General features: G+C 60.0%; 17 protein-coding genes and 1 pseudogene. 6 read left to right on the top strand and 12 right to left on the bottom strand.

The features are described 5' to 3' along the window. Positions 1-13: 13 nt before the first annotated feature. Positions 14-2,605, bottom strand: a complete 2,592-nt coding sequence (locus LRP59_RS00690) for an RNA helicase (RefSeq protein ID WP_002514566.1) — start codon at positions 2,603-2,605, stop codon at positions 14-16. A gap of 154 nt (positions 2,606-2,759) precedes the next feature. Continuing rightward, positions 2,760-3,290, bottom strand: a complete 531-nt coding sequence (locus tag LRP59_RS00685) for a Dps family protein (protein ID WP_002514565.1) — start codon at positions 3,288-3,290, stop codon at positions 2,760-2,762. 168 nt (positions 3,291-3,458) lie between these two features. Here LRP59_RS00685 and LRP59_RS00680 point away from each other — a divergent pair, with 168 nt between their 5' ends. Next, positions 3,459-4,124 (top strand): bifunctional 4-hydroxy-2-oxoglutarate aldolase/2-dehydro-3-deoxy-phosphogluconate aldolase, encoded by a 666-nt coding sequence (locus LRP59_RS00680; protein WP_002514564.1) that lies wholly within the window; start codon positions 3,459-3,461, stop codon positions 4,122-4,124. Between the two features lie 24 nt (positions 4,125-4,148). On the opposite strand, the gene LRP59_RS00675 is transcribed toward LRP59_RS00680, so the two are convergent. Next, positions 4,149-5,066, bottom strand: a complete 918-nt coding sequence (locus LRP59_RS00675; RefSeq protein ID WP_032504799.1) for a hypothetical protein — start codon at positions 5,064-5,066, stop codon at positions 4,149-4,151. 248 nt (positions 5,067-5,314) lie between these two features. On the opposite strand from LRP59_RS00675, the gene pgi reads away from it, so the two are divergent. Together pgi and LRP59_RS00665 are read left to right on the top strand one after the other, a co-directional pair. After that, on the top strand, positions 5,315-6,997 hold the full coding sequence (pgi, locus tag LRP59_RS00670; RefSeq protein ID WP_002514562.1) for a glucose-6-phosphate isomerase: 1,683 nt from the start codon (positions 5,315-5,317) through the stop codon (positions 6,995-6,997). 515 nt (positions 6,998-7,512) lie between these two features. Then, a complete protein-coding gene (locus tag LRP59_RS00665) occupies positions 7,513-8,172 on the top strand; it encodes a vancomycin high temperature exclusion protein (RefSeq protein ID WP_014604233.1) in 660 nt (219 codons plus the stop codon). A gap of 66 nt (positions 8,173-8,238) precedes the next feature. Here LRP59_RS00665 and LRP59_RS00660 read toward each other — a convergent pair whose 3' ends face one another. After that, positions 8,239-9,060: an aldo/keto reductase gene (locus LRP59_RS00660; RefSeq protein ID WP_002514559.1), complete on the bottom strand. Its 822-nt coding sequence runs from the start codon at positions 9,058-9,060 to the stop codon at positions 8,239-8,241. A 56-nt stretch (positions 9,061-9,116) separates the two neighbouring features. On the opposite strand from LRP59_RS00660, the gene argS reads away from it, so the two are divergent. Continuing rightward, complete coding sequence (gene argS, locus LRP59_RS00655; RefSeq protein WP_002520742.1) at positions 9,117-10,865, top strand: arginine--tRNA ligase; 1,749 nt, start codon at positions 9,117-9,119, stop codon at positions 10,863-10,865. Between the two features lie 242 nt (positions 10,866-11,107). Here the strand turns inward: argS and LRP59_RS00650 are convergent. Further along, positions 11,108-12,334 (bottom strand): annotated as a pseudogene (locus LRP59_RS00650) (adhesin). Positions 12,335-12,657: 323 nt separating this feature from the next. Next, positions 12,658-12,891, bottom strand: coding sequence for a hypothetical protein (locus LRP59_RS00645; protein WP_002530763.1), 234 nt, complete (start codon positions 12,889-12,891; stop codon positions 12,658-12,660). A 457-nt stretch (positions 12,892-13,348) separates the two neighbouring features. Between LRP59_RS00645 and ykgO the strand changes: the two genes are divergently transcribed. Next, a complete protein-coding gene (ykgO, locus tag LRP59_RS00640; RefSeq protein ID WP_002514554.1) occupies positions 13,349-13,474 on the top strand; it encodes a type B 50S ribosomal protein L36 in 126 nt (41 codons plus the stop codon). Between the two features lie 50 nt (positions 13,475-13,524). On the opposite strand, the gene LRP59_RS00635 is transcribed toward ykgO, so the two are convergent. The 4 genes from LRP59_RS00635 to LRP59_RS00620 form a co-directional block, all read right to left on the bottom strand. Further along, positions 13,525-14,136, bottom strand: coding sequence for a membrane protein (locus LRP59_RS00635; RefSeq protein WP_002514553.1), 612 nt, complete (start codon positions 14,134-14,136; stop codon positions 13,525-13,527). 173 nt (positions 14,137-14,309) lie between these two features. Beyond that, positions 14,310-15,392, bottom strand: coding sequence for a polyphosphate--glucose phosphotransferase (gene ppgK, locus LRP59_RS00630; RefSeq protein WP_002514552.1), 1,083 nt, complete (start codon positions 15,390-15,392; stop codon positions 14,310-14,312). 50 nt (positions 15,393-15,442) lie between these two features. Continuing rightward, positions 15,443-15,637 carry a hypothetical protein gene (locus tag LRP59_RS00625; protein ID WP_002533003.1) on the bottom strand — a complete coding sequence of 65 codons (195 nt, stop codon included), beginning with the start codon at positions 15,635-15,637 and terminating at the stop codon, positions 15,443-15,445. After that, entirely contained in the window at positions 15,552-15,764 is a 213-nt protein-coding gene (locus tag LRP59_RS00620) for a hypothetical protein (RefSeq protein WP_252236802.1), read from the bottom strand. Before LRP59_RS00620 ends, LRP59_RS00625 begins: the two co-directional genes overlap by 86 nt. Here LRP59_RS00620 and LRP59_RS00615 point away from each other — a divergent pair. After that, positions 15,702-15,974, top strand: a complete 273-nt coding sequence (locus LRP59_RS00615; protein ID WP_002518199.1) for a hypothetical protein — start codon at positions 15,702-15,704, stop codon at positions 15,972-15,974. The two genes, LRP59_RS00620 and LRP59_RS00615, sit on opposite strands and share 63 nt — an antisense overlap. A 187-nt stretch (positions 15,975-16,161) precedes the next feature. On the opposite strand, the gene LRP59_RS00610 is transcribed toward LRP59_RS00615, so the two are convergent. Together LRP59_RS00610 and LRP59_RS00605 are read right to left on the bottom strand one after the other, a co-directional pair. Further along, positions 16,162-17,148 (bottom strand): ribonucleotide-diphosphate reductase subunit beta, encoded by a 987-nt coding sequence (locus LRP59_RS00610; RefSeq protein WP_002514550.1) that lies wholly within the window; start codon positions 17,146-17,148, stop codon positions 16,162-16,164. 34 nt (positions 17,149-17,182) lie between these two features. Continuing rightward, positions 17,183-19,753: a ribonucleoside-diphosphate reductase subunit alpha gene (locus LRP59_RS00605; protein ID WP_002514549.1), complete on the bottom strand. Its 2,571-nt coding sequence runs from the start codon at positions 19,751-19,753 to the stop codon at positions 17,183-17,185. Positions 19,754-19,840 lie beyond the last annotated feature (87 nt).

Raw genomic sequence — 19,840 nt, 5'->3', positions numbered from 1 at the left:
TTGGTGACGAACGTCAGTCCAGCCGGGCGAACGCTCTGGTACGCAGCACTAGGTCGTCGGCCTCGTCGCACTCGTCAAGGTCAACGGTCGCGGTGATTGACCAGTCGTGGTTACCGGCTGGGTCGTCGATGATCTGACGAACTAGCCATATCCGGCTGTCGCGTCGTCTCGATTCGTTTTCGATCATGAACAGACCGGGAGCGCGGGCGTCAGGCCCATCGTTGATCTCGTCGTGCTCGTCCCAGTAGGTGCCCAGAGTGTCCTCCCAAGCGGTGGTCGTCATGGCCGACCGTTCGGGTTCGAGGGCTCCCAAAGCTTCGAAGTCGTCGTCGGCAGCCAGGATCACCTTGCGGAACATCGCATTGCGCACCATGACGGTGAAGGCTCGTTGGTTGGACGTGAACGTCCGCGCCGGGCGGACCTCCTCGGGTTCCTCGTCGAGGGGATGGGTGAGGTCCTCCCATTCGTCGATGAGGGAGGAATCGGTGGAGCGGACAACCTCGCCGAGCCACGAAATGACGTCACTCAGTTCGTCGGTGCGCTCGGACTCGGGCACTGTCTGGCGCAGCGCCCGGTAGGCGTCGGTGAGATAGCGCAGCACGAGCCCCTCACTGCGTTGCACCTTGTAGTGGGCACAGAACTCGCCAAAGGTCATGGCGCGTTCGTACATGTCGCGTACCACCGACTTGGGTTGCAGGGCGTCGGCGGGGACCCACGGGTGGCTCGGGGCGAAAATATCGAACAGGGCGTTCAGAGTGTCTTCAAGGGGGCGGGGCCACTCGATCTCCTCGACGGCGGCCATCCGGTCCTCGTAGTCGTAGCCGTCCTCTTTCATGTGCGCGATGGCCTCACCGCGGGCGGCGTGCTGTTGGGCGATGAGGACGGTCATCGGATTATCGAGGGTGGCCTCGATAACACTGACGACGTCAAGGGCGTGGCTGGGGGAATCCGGGTCGAGGGTCGCAACGGCCTCGCTGGCGAAGGCCGAAAGTGGTTGGTTGAGAGCAAAGTCGTCCTGCAGCGCCTCGTTCATGGCAAATCGGCGGCCCCCAGGTGTGGGTACCTCGAGGCGATGGACAACCTCGGAGCGCAACAAAGACAGCCCAATCTGGACTGCTCGGCGGTAGAGACGGCGTCGTTCAGCGACGGCCGGGGTGGCGGCCTCGACAAGGTGCTGGACGGCCCGGGCGGTGTCCTCGTCACGCTGCAACAGGTTGAGCAGCATCGCCTCGGTGATTCTCATGCGAGCATGGAGGGTCTCCGGGGTGGATTCGATGAGCTTAGTGAAGGTTTCCTCGGAGTAGTTGACGAATCCTTCCGGTGGCTTGTGACGCTGCACTTTGCGACGTTTCTTGGGGTCGTCACCGGCCTTGGCAAGGGCTTTGTGGTTGGCGATGACGTGCTCGGGTGCCTGCGCGACGACGTAGCCGACGGTGTCGAATCCGGCACGTCCAGCTCTCCCGGCGATCTGGTGAAACTCGCGGGACTTGAGGACGCGGGTGCGTCGGCCGTCAAATTTCGTCAGGGATGTGAACATGACGGTTCGAATTGGCACGTTGATCCCGACGCCGAGGGTGTCGGTGCCGCAGATGACCTTGAGTTTGCCCTGCTGGGCGAGAGTTTCGATGAGGCGGCGGTATTTCGGCAGCATTCCGGCATGGTGGATGCCGATCCCGGCGGTGATGAACTTGCGCACCGTCGATCCGAACCCCTTCGCGAAGCGGAAACCGGCGATCTCAGCGGCGATGGCGTGTCGCTCTTCGGTGCTCACCAACTTCATTGACGTCATGGATTGGGCACGTTCTACGGCCTGTTTCTGGGAGGGGTGGACGATGTAAACCGGGGCTTTCTGATCGGCCACGAGTTCCTCGATGGCTTCGTGGTCGGGTTTCATAGACCACAAGTACTCCAGCGGGACGGGGCGGACGACCCCGGTGATGACGCTGGTGGGGCGCCCGGTGGCGGTCGTCAGGCCGACGGAGAGGTCGGAGACGTCACCGAGAGTGGCGCTCATGATGATCTGTTGGGCCTGGGGAAGCTCGGACAGTGGCACTTGCCAGGCCCAGCCGCGGTCGGGGTCGCCGACGAAGTGGAACTCATCCATGACGACCTGGTCGATGCTGGCGTGATGGCCCTCGCGCAGAGCGATGTTAGCGAGGATCTCGGCGGTGCAGCAGATGATGGGGGCGTCTGCGTTGACCGAGGCATCCCCGGTGATCATGCCGACGTTGGGGGCTCCGAAGATCTCGCACAGGCTGAAGAATTTCTCGCTGACGAGAGCCTTGATGGGGGCGGTGTAGTAGGAGCGCCCGCCGGCTGCGACGCACGCGAAGTGGGCGGCGGTAGCGATGAGGGATTTCCCGGATCCGGTCGGGGTAGTGACAATGACGTGATTCCCCGCCAGGATTTCCAGTATTGCCTCTTCTTGGTGCTCGTACATCGAGATGCCGTCGGCGGCGACGGCGCGCTCGATGTGGTCTAGCGCCATGTTGGCGTCGAGGGGGCGGGCACCGGGAGAGTCCCAGCCCGGTTGACGCTCCCCGCGGTCGGTAGTGACGGGGGCACGACCGTCAACCATGTCGTCAAGGGCTTCGGCCAGTCGCACGGTGTCTCCTTGGGGCGGACGATTCAGAAGGGGCTGTGCCCAATGTAGTGGCGGCCTCCGACGAGTGTGGCGGTCGTGAATACGCACTGTGGGTCCCGAGATAATCTCGGGACCCACAGCATGGTGAACGATGGGTTGCGTCTGAACTGGTGAATCAGTGAGCAGTTGGAGTGCGAGTTTCAGCGCTGATGAACCATGCCTGCTGTTCAAGCTGCTGGATGAGGCCGTGCAGGATGTCAGCGGAGGTGGGATCCTCTTCGTCAACCTGATCGTGGACCTCACGCATAGTGCCGGTCACGGACTCGATTGAAGCGGTGACGACCTTGATGGCGTCGTGGGTCAGCACCTCGCCCTGAGGGGATTCCGGCAGGGTGGTGCTCGCAGCTACGACTGCGGGACGACCGTCTGGGGAGGCGTGAAGGGCGCGCATACGCTCAGCGATCTCGTCAGCGCCCTCACGGGCAATTTCGACGACCTCGTCGAGGTTGAGGTGGAGGTCACGGAAGTTGGGGCCGACGATATTCCAGTGGGCATGTTTGTCGACCAACTCCAAGGCGATGAAGTCAACGAGAACCTTTTGAAGGTTCGCGGCAAGGGTTTCGGAGGCCTTGAAACCGGATTCAGCGTTTTCGAGCTTAGTAGTCGTCTGTCCAGCAGGATTCGGAACATTTACGGTGTTAGCCATGCAACATCTCCTTCGTTCGGGGTGGCCAAGCGCCGACCACCGGCGTACATATAGGGCAACACGGGCCGAACGTGTGTTATTCCATCCCAGACACGAAAAATGTGGGCGGCCGAGTGCTGGTCGCTCTTTGTGTCGGCTAGATGCCCCTCATAGGGCATGATGTGACTTATGAGCGCAGAGGTTGACGATTCGGGCCGCACTGATGATCGACTGGCTTTTCCCGACGAAGTGGTGGCGGGAAAGATCATCGCGGTACTTCCTGACGTTCCCGCAGCTGACCTTATGGCTCCTGTTGAAGCGATGATTCAGGAGAAGGTGCGCGTTTTTGCCCTCCCGGTCGCTGATGCTGAGCGTCGTCGCGCTGTGCTGAGGATTTACCGTCGCCGCGCCGTCATTGGTGTCCATGGCGTGATGACCGTCGAGGACGTTCAGGGGCTTGTTGACGATAAGGTCTCTTTTGCCCTCCCGGTGGCCGCAAACCGTGAGGTTCTTGATGCTCTGCGTCAGGCTGGTATCCCCGCCGCCCCCGACGCTCTGACCCCTAACGAGGTACGGGCTGCCTGGGGCGCTGGTGCTGACGCCGTCCAAGTTGCCCCGGCTGACATGGGCTCGGCTAGCTACGGCGATATCCTCACCCGAATGGCTCCCGGGGCTGCCCTCATTCCGCGCGGTGGCGTTGGCTCCTATGCGTTGCGACGCTGGCTAGCCGCAGGTGCCCTTGCGGTCTGTCTTGACGACGTCCTCGTCGGGGATGCTTGTGAGGACGGTATCGTCTCGGCCCTGCGTGAGCGCTGCCGTTCGGTCTTGCAGGTTGTTGCAGACGCGGACGCCTGATCGCACGGTCAGTGGGTGACGCTTTTAGTGCGAGTCAGGGCCATCCCACTCGTCGAAGAGGGAGTTGCCATCCCCCTCGTCGCTGGAATGGACGTTGCCGCCGCGGCGGCGGGTCAAGGAGCCGAGGAGGACACCGAGCAGCAGAACCCCGATGACTCCCGCGAGGATGAGAATCGGTTTGCGCCCACCGAAGGCGTCCACGACGCTACGTCGCGCTGTTGGAATAGGGCTAGTCGACGTCTTAGGGATCCGGCCGTCCGGGGATTCCTCACTGTCATGAGTGGCGACCGGGGTGCTGGGTGACGACGGGGTGGGCGTCACGCTGGTTGGCGTAGGGGAGGGGGTGAGTGTTGGAGTAGGAGTCGGGCTGGCTGACTTCACCTGCACCGTTACCGCCTGTTGCGAAACTCCATACCGGGAATCGACCAATTTGACCGTGACCATGAGTGGGCCGTTTGGGGCATCCAGCGGCACCCGGAACGTGGCTTGATAATTGCCCTGGGAGTCGGTGGGGGCCGTTAATGCCGTCTGGCCGTCAGTACCGAGCAGAATCGCTACGTGGCTGTCGGTGACCCGACGGTGACTGGGAAGGATCACTGTCCCGTTGACATTGAGTAATGCTCCCGGGGCGGCGATCGTCGGTTTCACGGCTGCGGTGAGGACAGTAGGTTGGGCAGCGATTGAGAAAGTGCCGCTTGCTGAGGCTGCCCCGACCCCTTCGGTGCCGTCGAAGGTGGCGGACAACTCGTGGGCGCCAGCTTGCATAGTGGGAGGCAACCGGAAGGTGCCAGACCACGATCCGTTGTCGTGTGTCACGCCGACGGCAAGGGGCTTTCCATCTACTGCCAGGTTGATGAGGGCCCCTGAAACCGGTTGCTTGGTGTGGGTTCGTAATGTCCCTTTGGCCTGCACGGTGCCCGACCGGTCGAGGGACGCGTTCATCGTCAGGTTGCCAGGAGGCGTGGCTCCCGGAGGCGCAGCATGGGCAGCCGAAACCGACCAAGGCGTGGGGGTAGGACATACCGGCGGGGTGAGGATTGACGTCGAGATGACGAGAACCGACGTCAGGGCCAGAGCCCGACGATACTTCGCGCTCACGCGTCCTCCTTCAGTCGATCGCGAATATGATAGGCGAAGCGACGTGATGGTGTGACGACACGAGCACTGCCCCATCTCCTAGGCTTAGGGTTATGCAGACTCCCATCGACGCTACGTCCACCCCCGCATGGGGCACACTCTCCGGCCTAAAGTCCCGCTTCGCTGACGGGCCACATAAACTGCGCCGTTTGTTCGACGCCGACCCTCACCGCGCTGAGCGCTACACCCTTGACGTCGCGGATTTGCACGTCGATTTATCCAAGAACCTCCTTACCGACGAGATTCGTGACGCTCTTCTCGAACTGGCTGCGCAGATGCGCGTCACCGAGCGTCGTGACGCGATGTATGCCGGTGAGCACATCAACGTCACCGAGGACCGCGCCGTCCTCCATACCGCGCTGCGTCGTTCCCGCACTGACGAGCTGCATGTTGACGGCCAGGACGCCGTTGCCGATGTTCACGAGGTGCTCGACAAGATTTACGCCTTTGCGGATAAGGTGCGTTCGGGTGAGTGGAAGGGAGTCACCGGCAAGCCGATTCGCACTGTCATCAACGTGGGCATTGGCGGCTCTGATCTTGGCCCCGTGATGGCCTATGAGGCCCTCAAGCCCTACGTCAAGGACGGTCTGGAGTGCCGCTTCATCTCCAACATTGACCCGACCGATGCCGCCGTCAAGACTGCTGATCTTGACCCCGAGACGACCCTGGTCATCATTGCCTCTAAGACCTTCACTACTTTGGAGACTCTGACCAACGCTCGGTGCGTGCGTGCGTGGCTGCTTGACGGCCTGGTCGCTGCCGGTGCGATTTCCGACACCGAGCAGGCTCGACGTGACGCCGTCGCCAAGCACTTTGTCGCCGTCTCGACGGCCTTGGACAAGGTTGAGGAGTTCGGTATCGACCCAGTGAATGCCTTTGGGTTCTGGAGCTGGGTGGGCGGCCGCTACTCGGTGGATTCCGCCGTCGGGACTTCGCTTGCCGTCGCGATCGGGCCGAAGGGTTTCGAGGACTTCCTGGCCGGATTTCACGCCGTCGACGAGCACTTCGCCACTGCCGAGCCGGAGCGCAATGTGCCGTTGTTCATGGGTCTACTCAACATCTGGTACACCAATTTCTGGGATGCGCATTCCCATGCGGTGCTTCCATATTCACAGTATTTGCACCGTTTCCCGGCTTATTTGCAGCAGCTGACTATGGAGTCGAATGGCAAGTCGGTGCGCTGGGATGGTTCAGCAGTGACCACCGACACCGGCGAGATTTTCTGGGGTGAGCCAGGCACCAACGGTCAGCACGCCTTCTATCAGCTCATCCACCAAGGCACTCGCGTCATTCCGGCCGATTTCATCGCGGTGGCTAATCCAGTCCATCCGACCAAGGATGGCGGTACCGACGTCCACGAGCTGTTCCTCAGCAACTTCTTCGCCCAGACCGCCGCGTTGGCGTTCGGTAAGACCGCCGACGAGGTGCGTGCCGAGGGCACTGATGAGGCCATTGTGCCCGCTCGGGTCTTTGCTGGAGACCGTCCGACAACGTCAATCATGGCCGACGAACTCTCCCCGAAGGTCCTCGGAGAACTCATCGCTTTGTACGAGCACATCACCTTCGTGCAGGGCGTCGTATGGGGTATCGATTCCTTCGACCAGTGGGGTGTCGAGCTCGGCAAGAAGCTCGCCCTGCAGATTGCCCCGGCGGTCAGCGGTGACGACGAGGCCCTGGCCACCCAGGACCCGTCCACCCAGGGTCTGGTGACGTGGTATCGCGAGCATCGGCGGTGATCACTGCGGGGTGGTGTTTGGCGGCAGGGATACCGTCCATACCTTCAATTTCGGGGGAAGTCTTTCTGATGCTCACTTTGAAAGGCTATCTCCTTCTCATGTGAGGTTTGGTGGCATAATTACTAGTTATGTTGGTGTGTTTTCTGGATCAAAGTTTCTGGATCTCTCTGTAAAGGACTTTAACGCAACAGCCTAGCTTACAGACTAGGGCAAACTGGGTTGTCATAGTTTATGAAAATTACTGCTGGGTTGCTAACTGAAGGGAAGGTCTAGCGCGTGGATGTATTATTGATGTCGAGTGAGTCTTGGATTATCTCGATACTGATTGTCACGGTCGTTATTCTTGTGGTCATTATTGGTCTCTTAGTGGTTAACCTCCGCAAAGGCGATAAGCGGTAGGGATAGCGACAGAGTTTTGGATAGGCGGCGTGGTGCCGTGGTGACCTCTTTGTGCTACCACGTGCCATTGCAGTCGCTGGATGCCGTGAGTGAAACACGGGTTATACAGTGGGAGTGTGAGTTCGTGCCGCCGACACCCAATTCGCACTGCGATCGTGTCGACATGCATTGCTGCCTTTGTTGCACTGTTGGGGCCTTGGACGCTGGCTGCGGCACTGTCATACGGCAAGGTTCACGACGTCGCTGACACTGAACCGCGCGACGTCGCCATTGTCCTCGGTGCCCAAGTCCTGCCCTCGGGTACCCCGTCGGCCTATCTGCGAGGACGCCTCGACGTTGCCGCGGATCTCTACCGCAGCGGCAAGGCCAAGGTCATCCTGGTGTCGGGAGACAACCGAGAGACTCACTACAACGAGCCTAAGGTGATGAAGACGTACCTCGTCAGCAAGGGAGTTCCGGCGGCCAGGATCGTCGAGGACTTCGCTGGTCTCGACACCTACGACACCTGTGTTCGGGCTCGACGGATCTTCGGGGTCGACCGGGCCATCATGGTGACGCAGGACTACCACGAGATTCGTACCGTCGCGACGTGCCGGATGACCGGGCTTGATGCTGTCGGGGTTCCCGATCGCACCCAGCCTCGCGATAACGTGTGGTGGTATGGCTGGGGTCGCGAATTCGGGTCCCGGCTCAAAATGATCTGGGACGTCGCCAGCCGGCGAGAACCGACTTTGGGGCAGACTGATAACGGGGTCCGCGAAGCCCTCAACTCGTAAGGACAGACGATTGGCCCCGGCAACCGCGTTGCCGGGGCCAAGCTATGACCGGTTATTGTTGCAGAATCAGAAGTCGGCGGTAGAAGGGTCACCACCGAGCCTGTTGCCGTGATCCAGGCCATCAATTGCGGCGATCTGCTCGTCAGACAGCTCGAAATCGAACACATCAAAGTTCTCGGCAATTCGTGATGGTGTCACCGACTTGGGGAATACCACGTTGCCGATCTGCAGGTGCCAGCGAATGACCACCTGGGCAGGCGTCTTTCCAGTCGCCTTGGAAATATCGGTGAGGACGGGATTGTCGAGGTCCTTCGACTGGCCCAGCGGGCTCCAGGCCTCCGGGTTAATGCCGCGCTCGGCCAGCTCTGCGCGGAAGGTCGCCTGGTTGAACGAGGGATGCATCTCGATTTGGTCGACGCTCGGAGTGGCCCCCTCGATGGCGTCCAGATGCTCGGTCTTGAAATTCGACACACCAATGGAACGCGTCAGGCCCTCAGACTTGAAGTCCTGCAGGGCGTTCCACGCCTCGATGTACGCATCGCCGTACTTGACCGGGGCTGGCCAATGGATGAGGTAGAGGTCGACGTGGTCGAGGCCCAGCTTGGTCAGACTGGTCTCGATGGCCTTGCGAGCATCGTCGGCATGATGGGAGCTATTCCACAGCTTGGTGGTGACGAAAAGGTCCTTGCGATCCAGGCCGGAGTCGGCGAGTGCACGGCCCACACCCTCCTCGTTGCCGTAGATGGCTGCGGTGTCGATATGGCGGAAACCTGCCTCCAGGGCGGCGCTGACGGCCTTCTCGGCCTCGTTGGCAGGAACCTTCCAAGTGCCGAAGCCGAGCTGGGGGATGGCAACTCCGTCGTTGAGAGTGATAGATGGAACGCTCATAGATCCTCCCTGTCGAAACATCGTTATCGTTAAGGCAAACGTCTTTGCAGCGGTGTTTGTTCCAAAAACGTCACTACGGGGCCTGTGGCGCCTCCGACTGTGACGAGCTGGCCCTCTCGTGGGATAATGCCGCCATGTCGTCTCTTCCCTCTCAGCTTGCTGCCCGCATCGAGTCCGCCATCGGAGTTGATCCGCAGTTGCGCCCGGCCACTAAGCCACAGTTCGGACATTTCCAATCCAACGTCGCCCTGCGCCTGGCCAAGGAGGAGAAACGTCCACCTCGCGACGTTGCCGCCGACATTGTTGCCAAGCTAGATATCGAGGATCTGTGCGAAACCCCCGAGATCGCCGGGCCCGGATTCATCAACTTGCGCCTGCGCGCCGACGTTCTGGCTCGGGTGGCCTCTGATTTCGTCACCGATCCCAACGCCGGGATCGCCCAGGCTGAGAAACCCGAGCGTGTCGTCATCGACTATTCGGCCCCTAATGTCGCCAAACAGATGCACGTCGGTCACCTACGTTCCACCATCATCGGCGACTGCTTCAACCGTGTCTTGAGCGCTCAAGGGCACACCGTTATCCCGCAGAACCACATCGGTGACTGGGGCACCCAGTTCGGCATGCTCATCGAGTACATCGTCGAGAAGCGGATGGACGTCGAAGATTTCGACCTGTCCGGTGTCGAGCAGCTCTACCAGGATTCCAAGAAGACCTTTGATGCCGATCCTCAGTTTGCTGACCGTGCGCGCCGCCGCGTTGTCAAACTGCAGGGTGGAGACGCCGAGACTCTGCGGATCTGGCGGACTCTCATTGACATCTCCCTGGAGGGATTCAACGCCACCTACTCCCGTCTGTCGGTGCTGCTGACTGACGAGGACGTGGCCGGCGAGTCCAGCTACAACGACGACCTGCCGCGAGTTGTGGACGAGCTCGTGGCTGACGGCCTGGCTGTCGAGGACAACGGCGCACTGTGCGTTTTCGTCGAGGGGCAGGACGCCCCAATGATCGTGCGTAAGAGGGACGGTGGCTTCGGATATGACGCCACCGATCTCGCTGCGATTCGTCGTCGCGTTGGCAAACTCAAGGCCGACCGCATTATTTACGTCACCGACGTGCGCCAGAGCCATCACTTTGAGGTGCTGTTCCAGGTGGCCCGGATGGCCGGGTTCCTGCCTGACGACGTCGAGGCCGAGCACGTTGGCTACGGCATGGTGCTTGGCCCGGATGGCCGTCCCTTCAAGACTCGTGAGGGTGGCACAGTGTCGTTGTCGGATCTGCTCGACGAGGCCGAGACGCACGCGGCCCCGAATATCGCCTTGGCTGCCATTAAATACGCCGACCTGTCCAACGGCTTGCAGAAGGACTATGTTTTTGACGCTGAGCGGATGGTGCAGACCACCGGTGACACTGGCCCGTATCTGCAGTACGCTCACGCCCGCGTCTCACAGATCTTGCGCAAAGCGGCCGCTGAGGCCAACCCGAACGTCGATCCTGAGGCTGACCTGGATGCGATGGATTGGGGTCGCATCAGCGTCCTCGACGAGCCAGCCGAGCAACAGTTGGCCCTGTTGTTGTCGAGGTTCGGAGAGATCGTCGAGGTTGTTGCTACCGACCTAACTCCGCACAAGCTGTGCACTTACCTCTACGAATTGGCTGGCGCTTACTCGGTGTTTTATGAGCAGTGCCCGGTGTTGCGTAGTACCGGCGAGGTTCGCGGATCGCGTCTGGCCTTGTGCGCGGCTACTCGTCGGGTGCTTGGCCGAGGCCTTGACCTGCTGGGTATTGATGCCCCAGATCGGATGTGACCTGTCGAGTCCAGAACGGGAATGATCTACCCGAGCTGCCCCCGGGATCGACGATATCTTGACCATATCGGTGCCGTACACGGTGTGGTGAAAACCCAGAGGTGCTGGGTGGGATTACTTGTTACAGATCCTGGTTGCCGATTTCGTGGCTGAAAAACAATGGCCATGGCCCACAAGAACTGTGAGCCATGGCCATTGTGATTGGCTGATAAACCACCCCAAGGGGTTATCGCCGATGGTGATCAGAATCCCGTTGACGGAAGATCACTTGAGTGGGGTCAGCACAGGGGCAACACCGTGATGGATGTAATGAGTCCCGGAGCCACCCTGCGAATGGCCTCCCGAGCGGCTGGTCGACTCATCAGAGGTCGCCCCACTAGTCGGAGCCGGAGCCGGGGTTGGCTTTGGCTTCGGTGTTGGGGTTGGTTTTGGTGTTGGAGTGGGAGTTGGTTTTGGTGTTGGAGTAGGAGTGGGAGTCGGAGTAGGAGTCGGCTTCGGGCAGGAGCAAGCCTTCTTCACAAGGTCGTCCAGAGCCGGCAGTTCTTTCTCGAGCTGCTCAGCAGTCTTGATAGCTTTGTCGGCGGTGATAACGTCAACAATCTGTCGAGTGATGTTCTTCATGAGCTTGGCGGTGTTGAGCGCAAGAAGCGGCTCCTTGGCCAGCCGATCGATAATGCGAGGTGCGATCTGGACTGCAAGGGACTTGTCTATCCCAGCCCTAACCAAGTGGGTGACGATACGCGCATTTAGGATGGGAGAACTGACGATTGCCGTGGCAACGGCAGCGTCGAAACTCCGGCCGATGATATGTTCGATGGCTGCTTTCTTGAGGTGCACGCCCCTGCTCACCAGGAGAGCTGCCTGGGCAGCGATCTCGGCCTTAATGGCCTCAGTCTTTGCGATCGGCCCGAGAGCGGGATTGAGCGCAGTTGCGGCAATGGCGACAGCCGTAGCCTTTGCCAACTTCTTGTCAACGCCGGCGGCGACAAGGTTTGCGACCACCGCATCCTTGAATGCCGCTGAATGCAGCGCGTTGGGAATGATTGTCGCAGCTAGAGTGGCTTTGATGCCGAGGTCCACTGCAGCGGCAGCACGCTGGATCTTCGCATCAGTGAGCAGACCCACCTGGGCTCCGATGAGAGCCTTTAGCTTGTGGTGGTTGATGAGGAGGACGCCCTCTTTTGCCATTTCTTTGGCAATACGCGGCGCTAGAGCCACCGCGTCGGCGGAACTAAATCCAGCCTTAACCAACGCACCGGCAATCGCGGCACGTAGCTTTGCATCGTTGATGACTGCATCACGGCAGTCCTTGTCGATTATCCCCTTTCCATTCGTGGCGATAGCGGCTTGAGCTACCGAGCGTGGCCTATTGGAGTTAGCTTCTGCCTGGGGGAGGGGGTGATTGCTGCGATTGATCCGACCAGCGCAGTAGCCGTTGCAGCAGCGACAGCAATTCTTGACCGACGCATTGCTTCTCCTCTTATTTGGGAATCTTATATGGCGGCTAGCGCCTCGGCTAGCTGCTAATCACCACGGTACGACCGTGAGGTGACGTTGGCAAGGGGGGTACGTCCCCAGCTCATGCCGTGTAGAGAATTATCGCCGCAGGCGTAGTTAATTCGCTGGGCTTGGATGATTTTACATGCCACCATGATTGATGGAAATTATTGTATGACGTACCCAATTGCTCGTGATTCAATGGATTATTGATAGGCCTCGTAAATAGAGCAGCTAATATGTGTTAGTCGGATAGAGATGGACACGTCGAAGAAGGAATATTATGTCACGGATTTTACTGTGAAGATCGTTGTCGTTGACATACTTGTGGTACTGAGTAAAATGAATTCATCGCCGGTTTGGCTGCGCAGTTTAAGGAGGCTAAGTGCTGCGGAACTGAGCATCCTATGCTTGCGAGGAAGAATATGCCCTGATTTTTAAGAAGGCGTCGGCGCGTACTCGGTGTGCTCTCGAGGTGGCGGCTTACGGATAGGGTGAGCATGTGACGAGTGGATCCGATATGGGGCATAAGGAGTCCGTAAAAGATGCGGATCGGATTGTGGGTCATATATATGAGTATCCGGGGGTCATCGGTCGGTAGTGGAGGAACTGGCTGAGTATGCCGACGTTCCGGTTTTAATGGTTTGACTGACGAGTTTCATCCGACTTGGGTGTGCGCTGATGCTTTGACGATGCGCGAGCACGCCGAGAATCGTATGCACATCATCAAGGTCGTCTTCGTTGCGTCGCTAACCTGGGGGATCTTGAGAGGTAAGCAACCAGAATTTTGACTAGATGGGGTGGGGATCTCTGCTGCGATGTGGTCAACAGATGATGGCCAAGAATCGGCGTTGGCTTTGCAGTCGATGGCTGACAGGGTGGGTCTCTACCGCTGGATGTACTGGGCTGAGTCTCAGGCTATGGAGCTGGTTTGATAGTGAGAACGAGTACCAATAAGATTGGTATCGTCAAGGATGTAGAAGGTTATGAAGGTCAGGAACTCGTTGCGATTTCTGAAGAACCAGCCCGGCTCCCAGGTGGTGCGCCGTCATGGTCGCGTCTACGTCATCAATAAGAAGAACCCGCGGCTGAAGACCACCCGTCAAGGCTGAACAGGTGAAAGTGACGATCGCCCGTCCTCTGTGGGCGGGCGATGCGTAAGTCAGCATGGTTGCGGCGTGATGCATCTGGCATCGACGAGATTCACGTGCATGAGTTTGCCGATAATGCCGCGTTTAGTTGTGAGTACGGAGACCGCCTCGATGAAGAGGATGGCGCCACCGATCGATGCAAAGATTCCGACCGACGTCTTGCCGAGAATGGACAAGATGAAAGCCAGGCCGATAACGAAAGTGTGACCGCGCCCAGCCGGGCGACCGGTCGAATCTACCCAGGCAAGCTGTCGGGAGTTCGTTCCGGGGGAGACGCCAAGGCGTCCCACGAGCGATATCAGTACGTAGCCGACGTTAATTCCTAGCAGGAGTGCGCTGCCTGCGGAGTGAATGGCCTGCTCAATGGCCGATTTTTGGTCGACGTGGTTGAACTCATACCCGAGTGTGGCGCCGCTGAACAAGCCCCATCCTGCCAGCGTAAGCAGGCCTACCCACATGGCATCACCCAGCAAGGCCATGAAACGTTGCCCCTGAGTCACGGGTGCGGGATCGCCGGTGGGGAGTTTTCGCTCCCTGCGAATCTTGTAGATAAGCGTAGGAACAAGAAGAACTAAGAAGATCGCAACCGACATGAAGGTAAGGATGAATTCTTGCTTGGTCATGAGTTCCTTTCATCCGTGGTCATGGCATCCACCATGCTGTGGCGGAAGGTCGTCGCACATCGTTCCGCGGCACGAAAACCGAGTGATACGTGGGGTTGAGTGCGTGACTGGCCAGGACCCCGCAGATATTCGCCTTCCTACTCCGACGAACGATCCCTAGTTCTCACGTGGCCTCAACCAGCGTCCTTCGCCTTCTTGGCGGCTTTGACGACCTCTTCCTCGGTGGCGTCAGGATGCTCTAGACGCCACTGGGCCTGCCAGGCCGCACCGATGATGCCAGCTCGATTCAACAGCTGGGCGGGCACCATCGGCGTCTCGAGCTTGAGGTACTTGAAGAACTTCTTATGGTCCTTAGAGATACCGCCACCGACGACAAAGAGATCGGGGGAAAAGAGCATCTCGACGACCTCGTAGTAACGCTGCAGACGCTTGGTCGCCCAGTCCTTGTAAGACATGTGCTTGCGATCCTTAACCGAGGAGGCAGCGCGCTTCTCGGCGTCGTGACCATCAATCTCGAGGTGCCCAAGCTCGGTGTTCGGCAGCAGGATGCCGTTATTGATGACGGCAGAGCCGATGCCGGTGCCCAGAGTGGTGAGAACGACAACGCCCGGTACTCCCCTCGCAGCGCCGTAGTGGACCTCGCCCACACCTGCGGCGTCGGCGTCGTTAAGAACGGTCACTGGGCGGCCGAGAGCGTCACTAATATATTTCTCGGCGTGCAGGCCGGCCCAACCCTGATCGAGGTTAGCGATGAAGGGAATGACGCCGTGGCGTGCCGGGGCGGGGAAAGAGATGCCAACCGGCCCGTCACCGATGGTGGGGGCGAAATTGTCGACGATCTCACGCAGCACGGTAACGATGTTCTCGGGGGACGACTTCTCCGGGGTGGGAATGCGAAGCCTCGGTTCGGCAAAGTCTCCGACCTCGAGGTCAACCGGGGCTCCCTTGATCCCGGAACCACCAACGTCAATTCCCAGCACCTTATTCATGGTGGACAAGCGTAACGGTAGATGGTTGGTGCGGGGGAGACTCGGGTGACAGTTCCCGGCCACGGGCGGCACGGGCGGATCCATCTGACCGACGGCGAAGGCCTGGGCGTCCATGGCGTCGAGGTGGGGACAGGAGACCGTCACTGGGCCAGACGAGGTATGCACGTCGATATCAGCCAAGCCGAGTTTGCGTTGTATCGGCCCCTGGGACAGTCTTACCGACTGCGACCGAGCATGAGGAACGACGCTGACGGTCCAGGTAAACAACCCCTGCGCGTCACGACGACCTCCTCGTTGAACCCCCAGCCGACGATTCTCTAATCAAACCACCGGAACCACCGCGCTCGTTTCGGAATCCCATGGAGGGGCACTGCGTCTAGTCGGAACCTAGGCCACAGGGCGTCAAGGGCGGCGCGTACCTGCTCATCATCGCCGATCGGCAACAGTACCGTTGATTGTTCGATTTCGGGCAGCTTGATTCCGCCAAGTACCGTCATCTTGATACGTGACATCCCAAGCGGCCGCCACAGCAGCGGCTGCAATAATCATCCAGCCTCGCACGAGTGGAGTCGCCCAGTGGGGACGTTGCTCAACAACCTCTTCGCCGCTCCGCGCTTCGCTGGCCCTCTGTTCGATCACAGCGCCGCGTCCTTGCCTTCGGCCAGTTCCGTCATGCGGTCGCGTAACGCACGAGCCTCCTCGGATGGCAGCCCGTCAATGGAGGCGCCGGTGGCTGTGATGGCGACGACCCCCGCCCATCAAGTGACGAAAACTCCCAGCACGACGGCGAGGACGACCGTGAGGGCGCTCCAGGTCAGACAGACCATGAGCCTTTTGACGGTCACGTAGTTTTTGGAGACCGGATGCCATTACGCCTCCGGTGGGCTAAAAGTTCGTCCACGTTAGTGGGCTCTAACAAGGGACGATGCCGGCCCCAAGACCATACTTGGGGCCGACACGTCAGCGTGCATGCTGTGGCGACTTCATGCACGCTCACCGCGCGCCGCAGCGAATGTTCGACTCGTCGCGGCGCGCGTCACCGACTGCCGGTGGCGTGGGCATTGACCTCATAAGAGGTATTGGTGGCCTCGAAGAAGTTCACAACCTGCAAGGTGTCATTGGCCGTGGCCATCCACTTGGCAGGGTTAACTACGCGGTATTCTGGCTCGAATCCGAGTTCTTCGAGACGACGATCTGCCAGGTATTTGACATAGTCATTAACGTAATCAGCGTTCATTCCGAGGATCCCCCGCGGGAGCATGTCACGGTTATACTGCTCCTCCATCTCGACTCCCTGAACGATCATATCGTGGATCTCGGCCGCGAACTCGTCGGTGGCGATTTCGGGGTTTTCCTCCAGCACCGTCAGAATGAGGTTCATCCCGAATTTCAGATGTAAGGATTCGTCACGGACCACCCAGTCGATGAGGGAACCGAAGTTGCGAAGGAGGTTCCGCTGACGGAACGACAATGCGACCATAAAGCCGGAGTAGAACCAAATCCCCTCGAGGATAATGTTGTAGGCAATCAGGTTGCGCACGAAGTCCTGCTTACCCTCGACGGTGGTGATATCAAGAGTCTGCTCGGTCATCCGCTTGATGAACGCCACCTCGAAAGCTTCCTTGCGAGCCATTGAGGGGACGTGGATGTGGGATCGGTAGGCCTCGTCGCGGTCAATCGGGAAGGTTTCGAGGACATACTCGAAGGCCATACAGTGGTTGGCCTCCTCCCACATCTGCTTGGCCAGGTATAGGTGGCACTCGGCAGCGTTGACATAGGGGTAGACCCCAAAAGCCAGCGCTTTGTTGACGAGCAGCTCATTGGGGTTGAAGTAGCTCATGAGGTGGGTCAAGGCATGGTGCTCGTCTGGGGTCATCCGGGCAAAGTCGGCAAGGTCCTCATCGAGCTGAATCTCGTTGGGAAACCACGTGTTTGCCACAGCCTGGTTGTAGAGGTCGTACGCCCAGGAGTAGGTGACGGGCTTGAGTAGCAGCCCCTCTTGGATTCCAGAACCAAGGATCATCGGTGTTCTCGCTTTCAGCGGGCAGTATGGTCAATCACTGGCAGGACTCGCACTGTTGGCGCTCCTGGGGGTCAACAGGGCAGGAGGCGCCGTCGATAAGGTCGAGGGAGACGACGGGCTCCACGCTCGCATTGAGCGTTTCGGTAACCGGTTTCCTGATCGTCGCGGCACCTGAGGCCCGACGCACCGCAGTGGCGAATCCGCGACGTGGGCCGTTCCGACGCCCGGCGGCCTTGTTAACGGCCACCGTCGACTGCTCGGCGGTGTGGCGAGGCAGCATGTGCAGGTAGTACGTCGTTTTGACACCCATTCGCCAAGCTGCGGTGTAGAGGTCCTCCATGTCACCGACCGACCGCGAGGCCAGGTAGATGTTGCGGCTAATGGCCTGATCCACCCACTTCTGCGCCCGAGCGGCCACGTTGAGGTAGGCCATCGGGTCCAGGGTGAAGGAGGTGCGGTAAAGACGACGCAAGGGCGCCGGAATTGCCTCAATCTCGCTGGGATCACCCTGACGACGCAGCAATTCCTCGCGGATCGTCTCCCACAGGCCCAGATCCTTGAGGTCCGCCACGAGATTGCGATTAACCTCGAGGAACTTCCCGGCCGAGGTGGTTCGGGAGAACATCTGGGAGAACTGCGGATCCAGGCCGGGCGTTGTGCCCGCGATGAGGCCGATCGACGCCGTCGGAGCGATCGCCATCAAGGTGGCATTGCGCATCCCAGTGCGCACCTTGGCGCGCAGCGCGTCCCAGTCCATCCGCGTCGTCCGGTCGACGTCGACAGGGATGCCACGGTCGCGCTCGAGGACGGCCAAAGTGTCCACGGGAACCATCCCGCGTGACCACCCCGACCCTTCGAACATTGGGTACGCCCCACGTTCGGCGGCCAGGTCGGCCGAGGTGTCGATAGCGTGCCAACTGATGAACTCAACGACCCGGTCGACGATCTCGCACGCATCCGGGGAGTCGTAGGGGACTCGAATCTGCTCGAGCATATCCGTCAGACCCATGACGCCTAGACCAATTGCGCGGTTTTCCTCGTTGGAGCGCTGAGCCTGTGGTACTGCAGAGGCGGTGATGTCGACAAGGTTGTCGAGATGACGTACCGCCAGCCGGGTGGTGGCGGCCAACTGGTCCCAATCCAGACGACGCTTGCCACGCGGGCCGGCGAGGTGCGCCGCCAAGTTCACCGAGGCGAGGTTGCACACCGCGGTGTGGTCGCGGTCCTGTGGCAGGCAGATTTCGGTGCATAGGTTTGACGAGTGGATCGTCCCGGTATTGCTGTTCAACGCGCGAGTATTGATGCTATCTTTCCACGTCAGCCATGGGTGCGACGTCGTCTGTAGGCTCACCAAGATGGCTCGGAATTGCTCGCGGGCAGTAGTGCGCCGAAAGCGCTTGATCTTGCCAGCTTCCGCCTGCTCGACATACTGGGCGTAACGCTTGGAGAAGTCCGATCCGGTAAGCTCGGTGAGATCCGGGGTTTCGGCGGGATCGAAGAGGTACCAGTCCTCGTCTTTGGCGACACGCTTCATGAACTCGTCGGAGATCCACACCGCAGTGTCGGCGGTGCGGGTGCGTCGGTACGGGTCACCGGAGTTCTGCCGCAGGTCGAGGAACTGCGGGAAGTCCATGTGCCAGTTCTCCAGGTAGAAGCACAAGGCGCCGAGCTTCTTGCCTCCCCGAGAGACCGCACGCAGTGTGGAGTCAAAGGTGTGTATGAAGGGGATCGGCCCAGTTGATGCAGTGTTATCTGAGCGGATCGGGGATCCCTCGCAGCGAAGATCCGACATCGACAACCCAATGCCGCCGGTGCCCTTGGTGATCCACATGACGTCGCGGATCGTCTGGGCGATGTGCTCCAGATTGTCCTCAGTGCGCATGACGAAGCAGTTAGATAGCTGAGCCGATGGCGTCCCCGCATTGACAAGGGTGGATCCAGCGGCCAGGTGGCGCAGGTTGCTCATGGAGTCGTAAAGGGCCAGCGCCGAGGAAGTGGGATCGTCCTCAGTGAGGCTCAGCCCCATCGCGACGCGCATCCAGAAGTACTGCGGTACCTCCAAAGCCTGCTTATCGGGAGTGCGCAAGAGATAACGGTTGATCATGGTGCGCACGCCCATGAACCCGATGAGGTCGTCACGAGTGGGGTCGAGGGCAGCTGCAAGCGTCTCGAGGTCGAAATCTCGTCCCAGACGCTCGTCAAGGTGACCATCGGCGACAAGCTTGGCGATCGTGCGCGGGAAATAGTTGCGGTGCAGATCCTGCACCCTCTCGGGGTCGACGTCACCTAGATCGTCATGGGTGTCGCCAAAGACCTCTTTGTAGAGCTTCTTGACGGCGATCCGGCTGGCGATAGTGTCAAAGGCCGGATCGTCCTTAGCGTTGCCTAGGGCCACCTGAATGACGGCTTCGTCGAGGGCGTCGGTGGTCATCCCGTCAAAAAGGGTGATCTCCACCTCTGCCTGCAGCAGGGTTGCCCGGGCGACGGCGTCGTCAAGGCCGCGGGCCGAGTCCATGATCGAGGCAGCGACTTCGTTGCCGTCGTAGGGGGCTAAAGACCCGTCACGCTTGCGGACGCGGATGGTCGAAATGGGGTCGGCGCTCATTGCAATTCCTCCGTGCGATGCCGTGGGCACGCGACCGGGCGGAATGCGGCAGGGACAGTGGTCCCCCTGAACGCTGCGATACTTCCC

Origin of the sequence: Cutibacterium sp. 37298 (assembly GCF_023838685.1) — a bacterium.
Lineage (GTDB): Bacteria > Actinomycetota > Actinomycetes > Propionibacteriales > Propionibacteriaceae > Cutibacterium > Cutibacterium acnes.
This window is presented reverse-complemented; position numbering and strand designations above follow the sequence as displayed.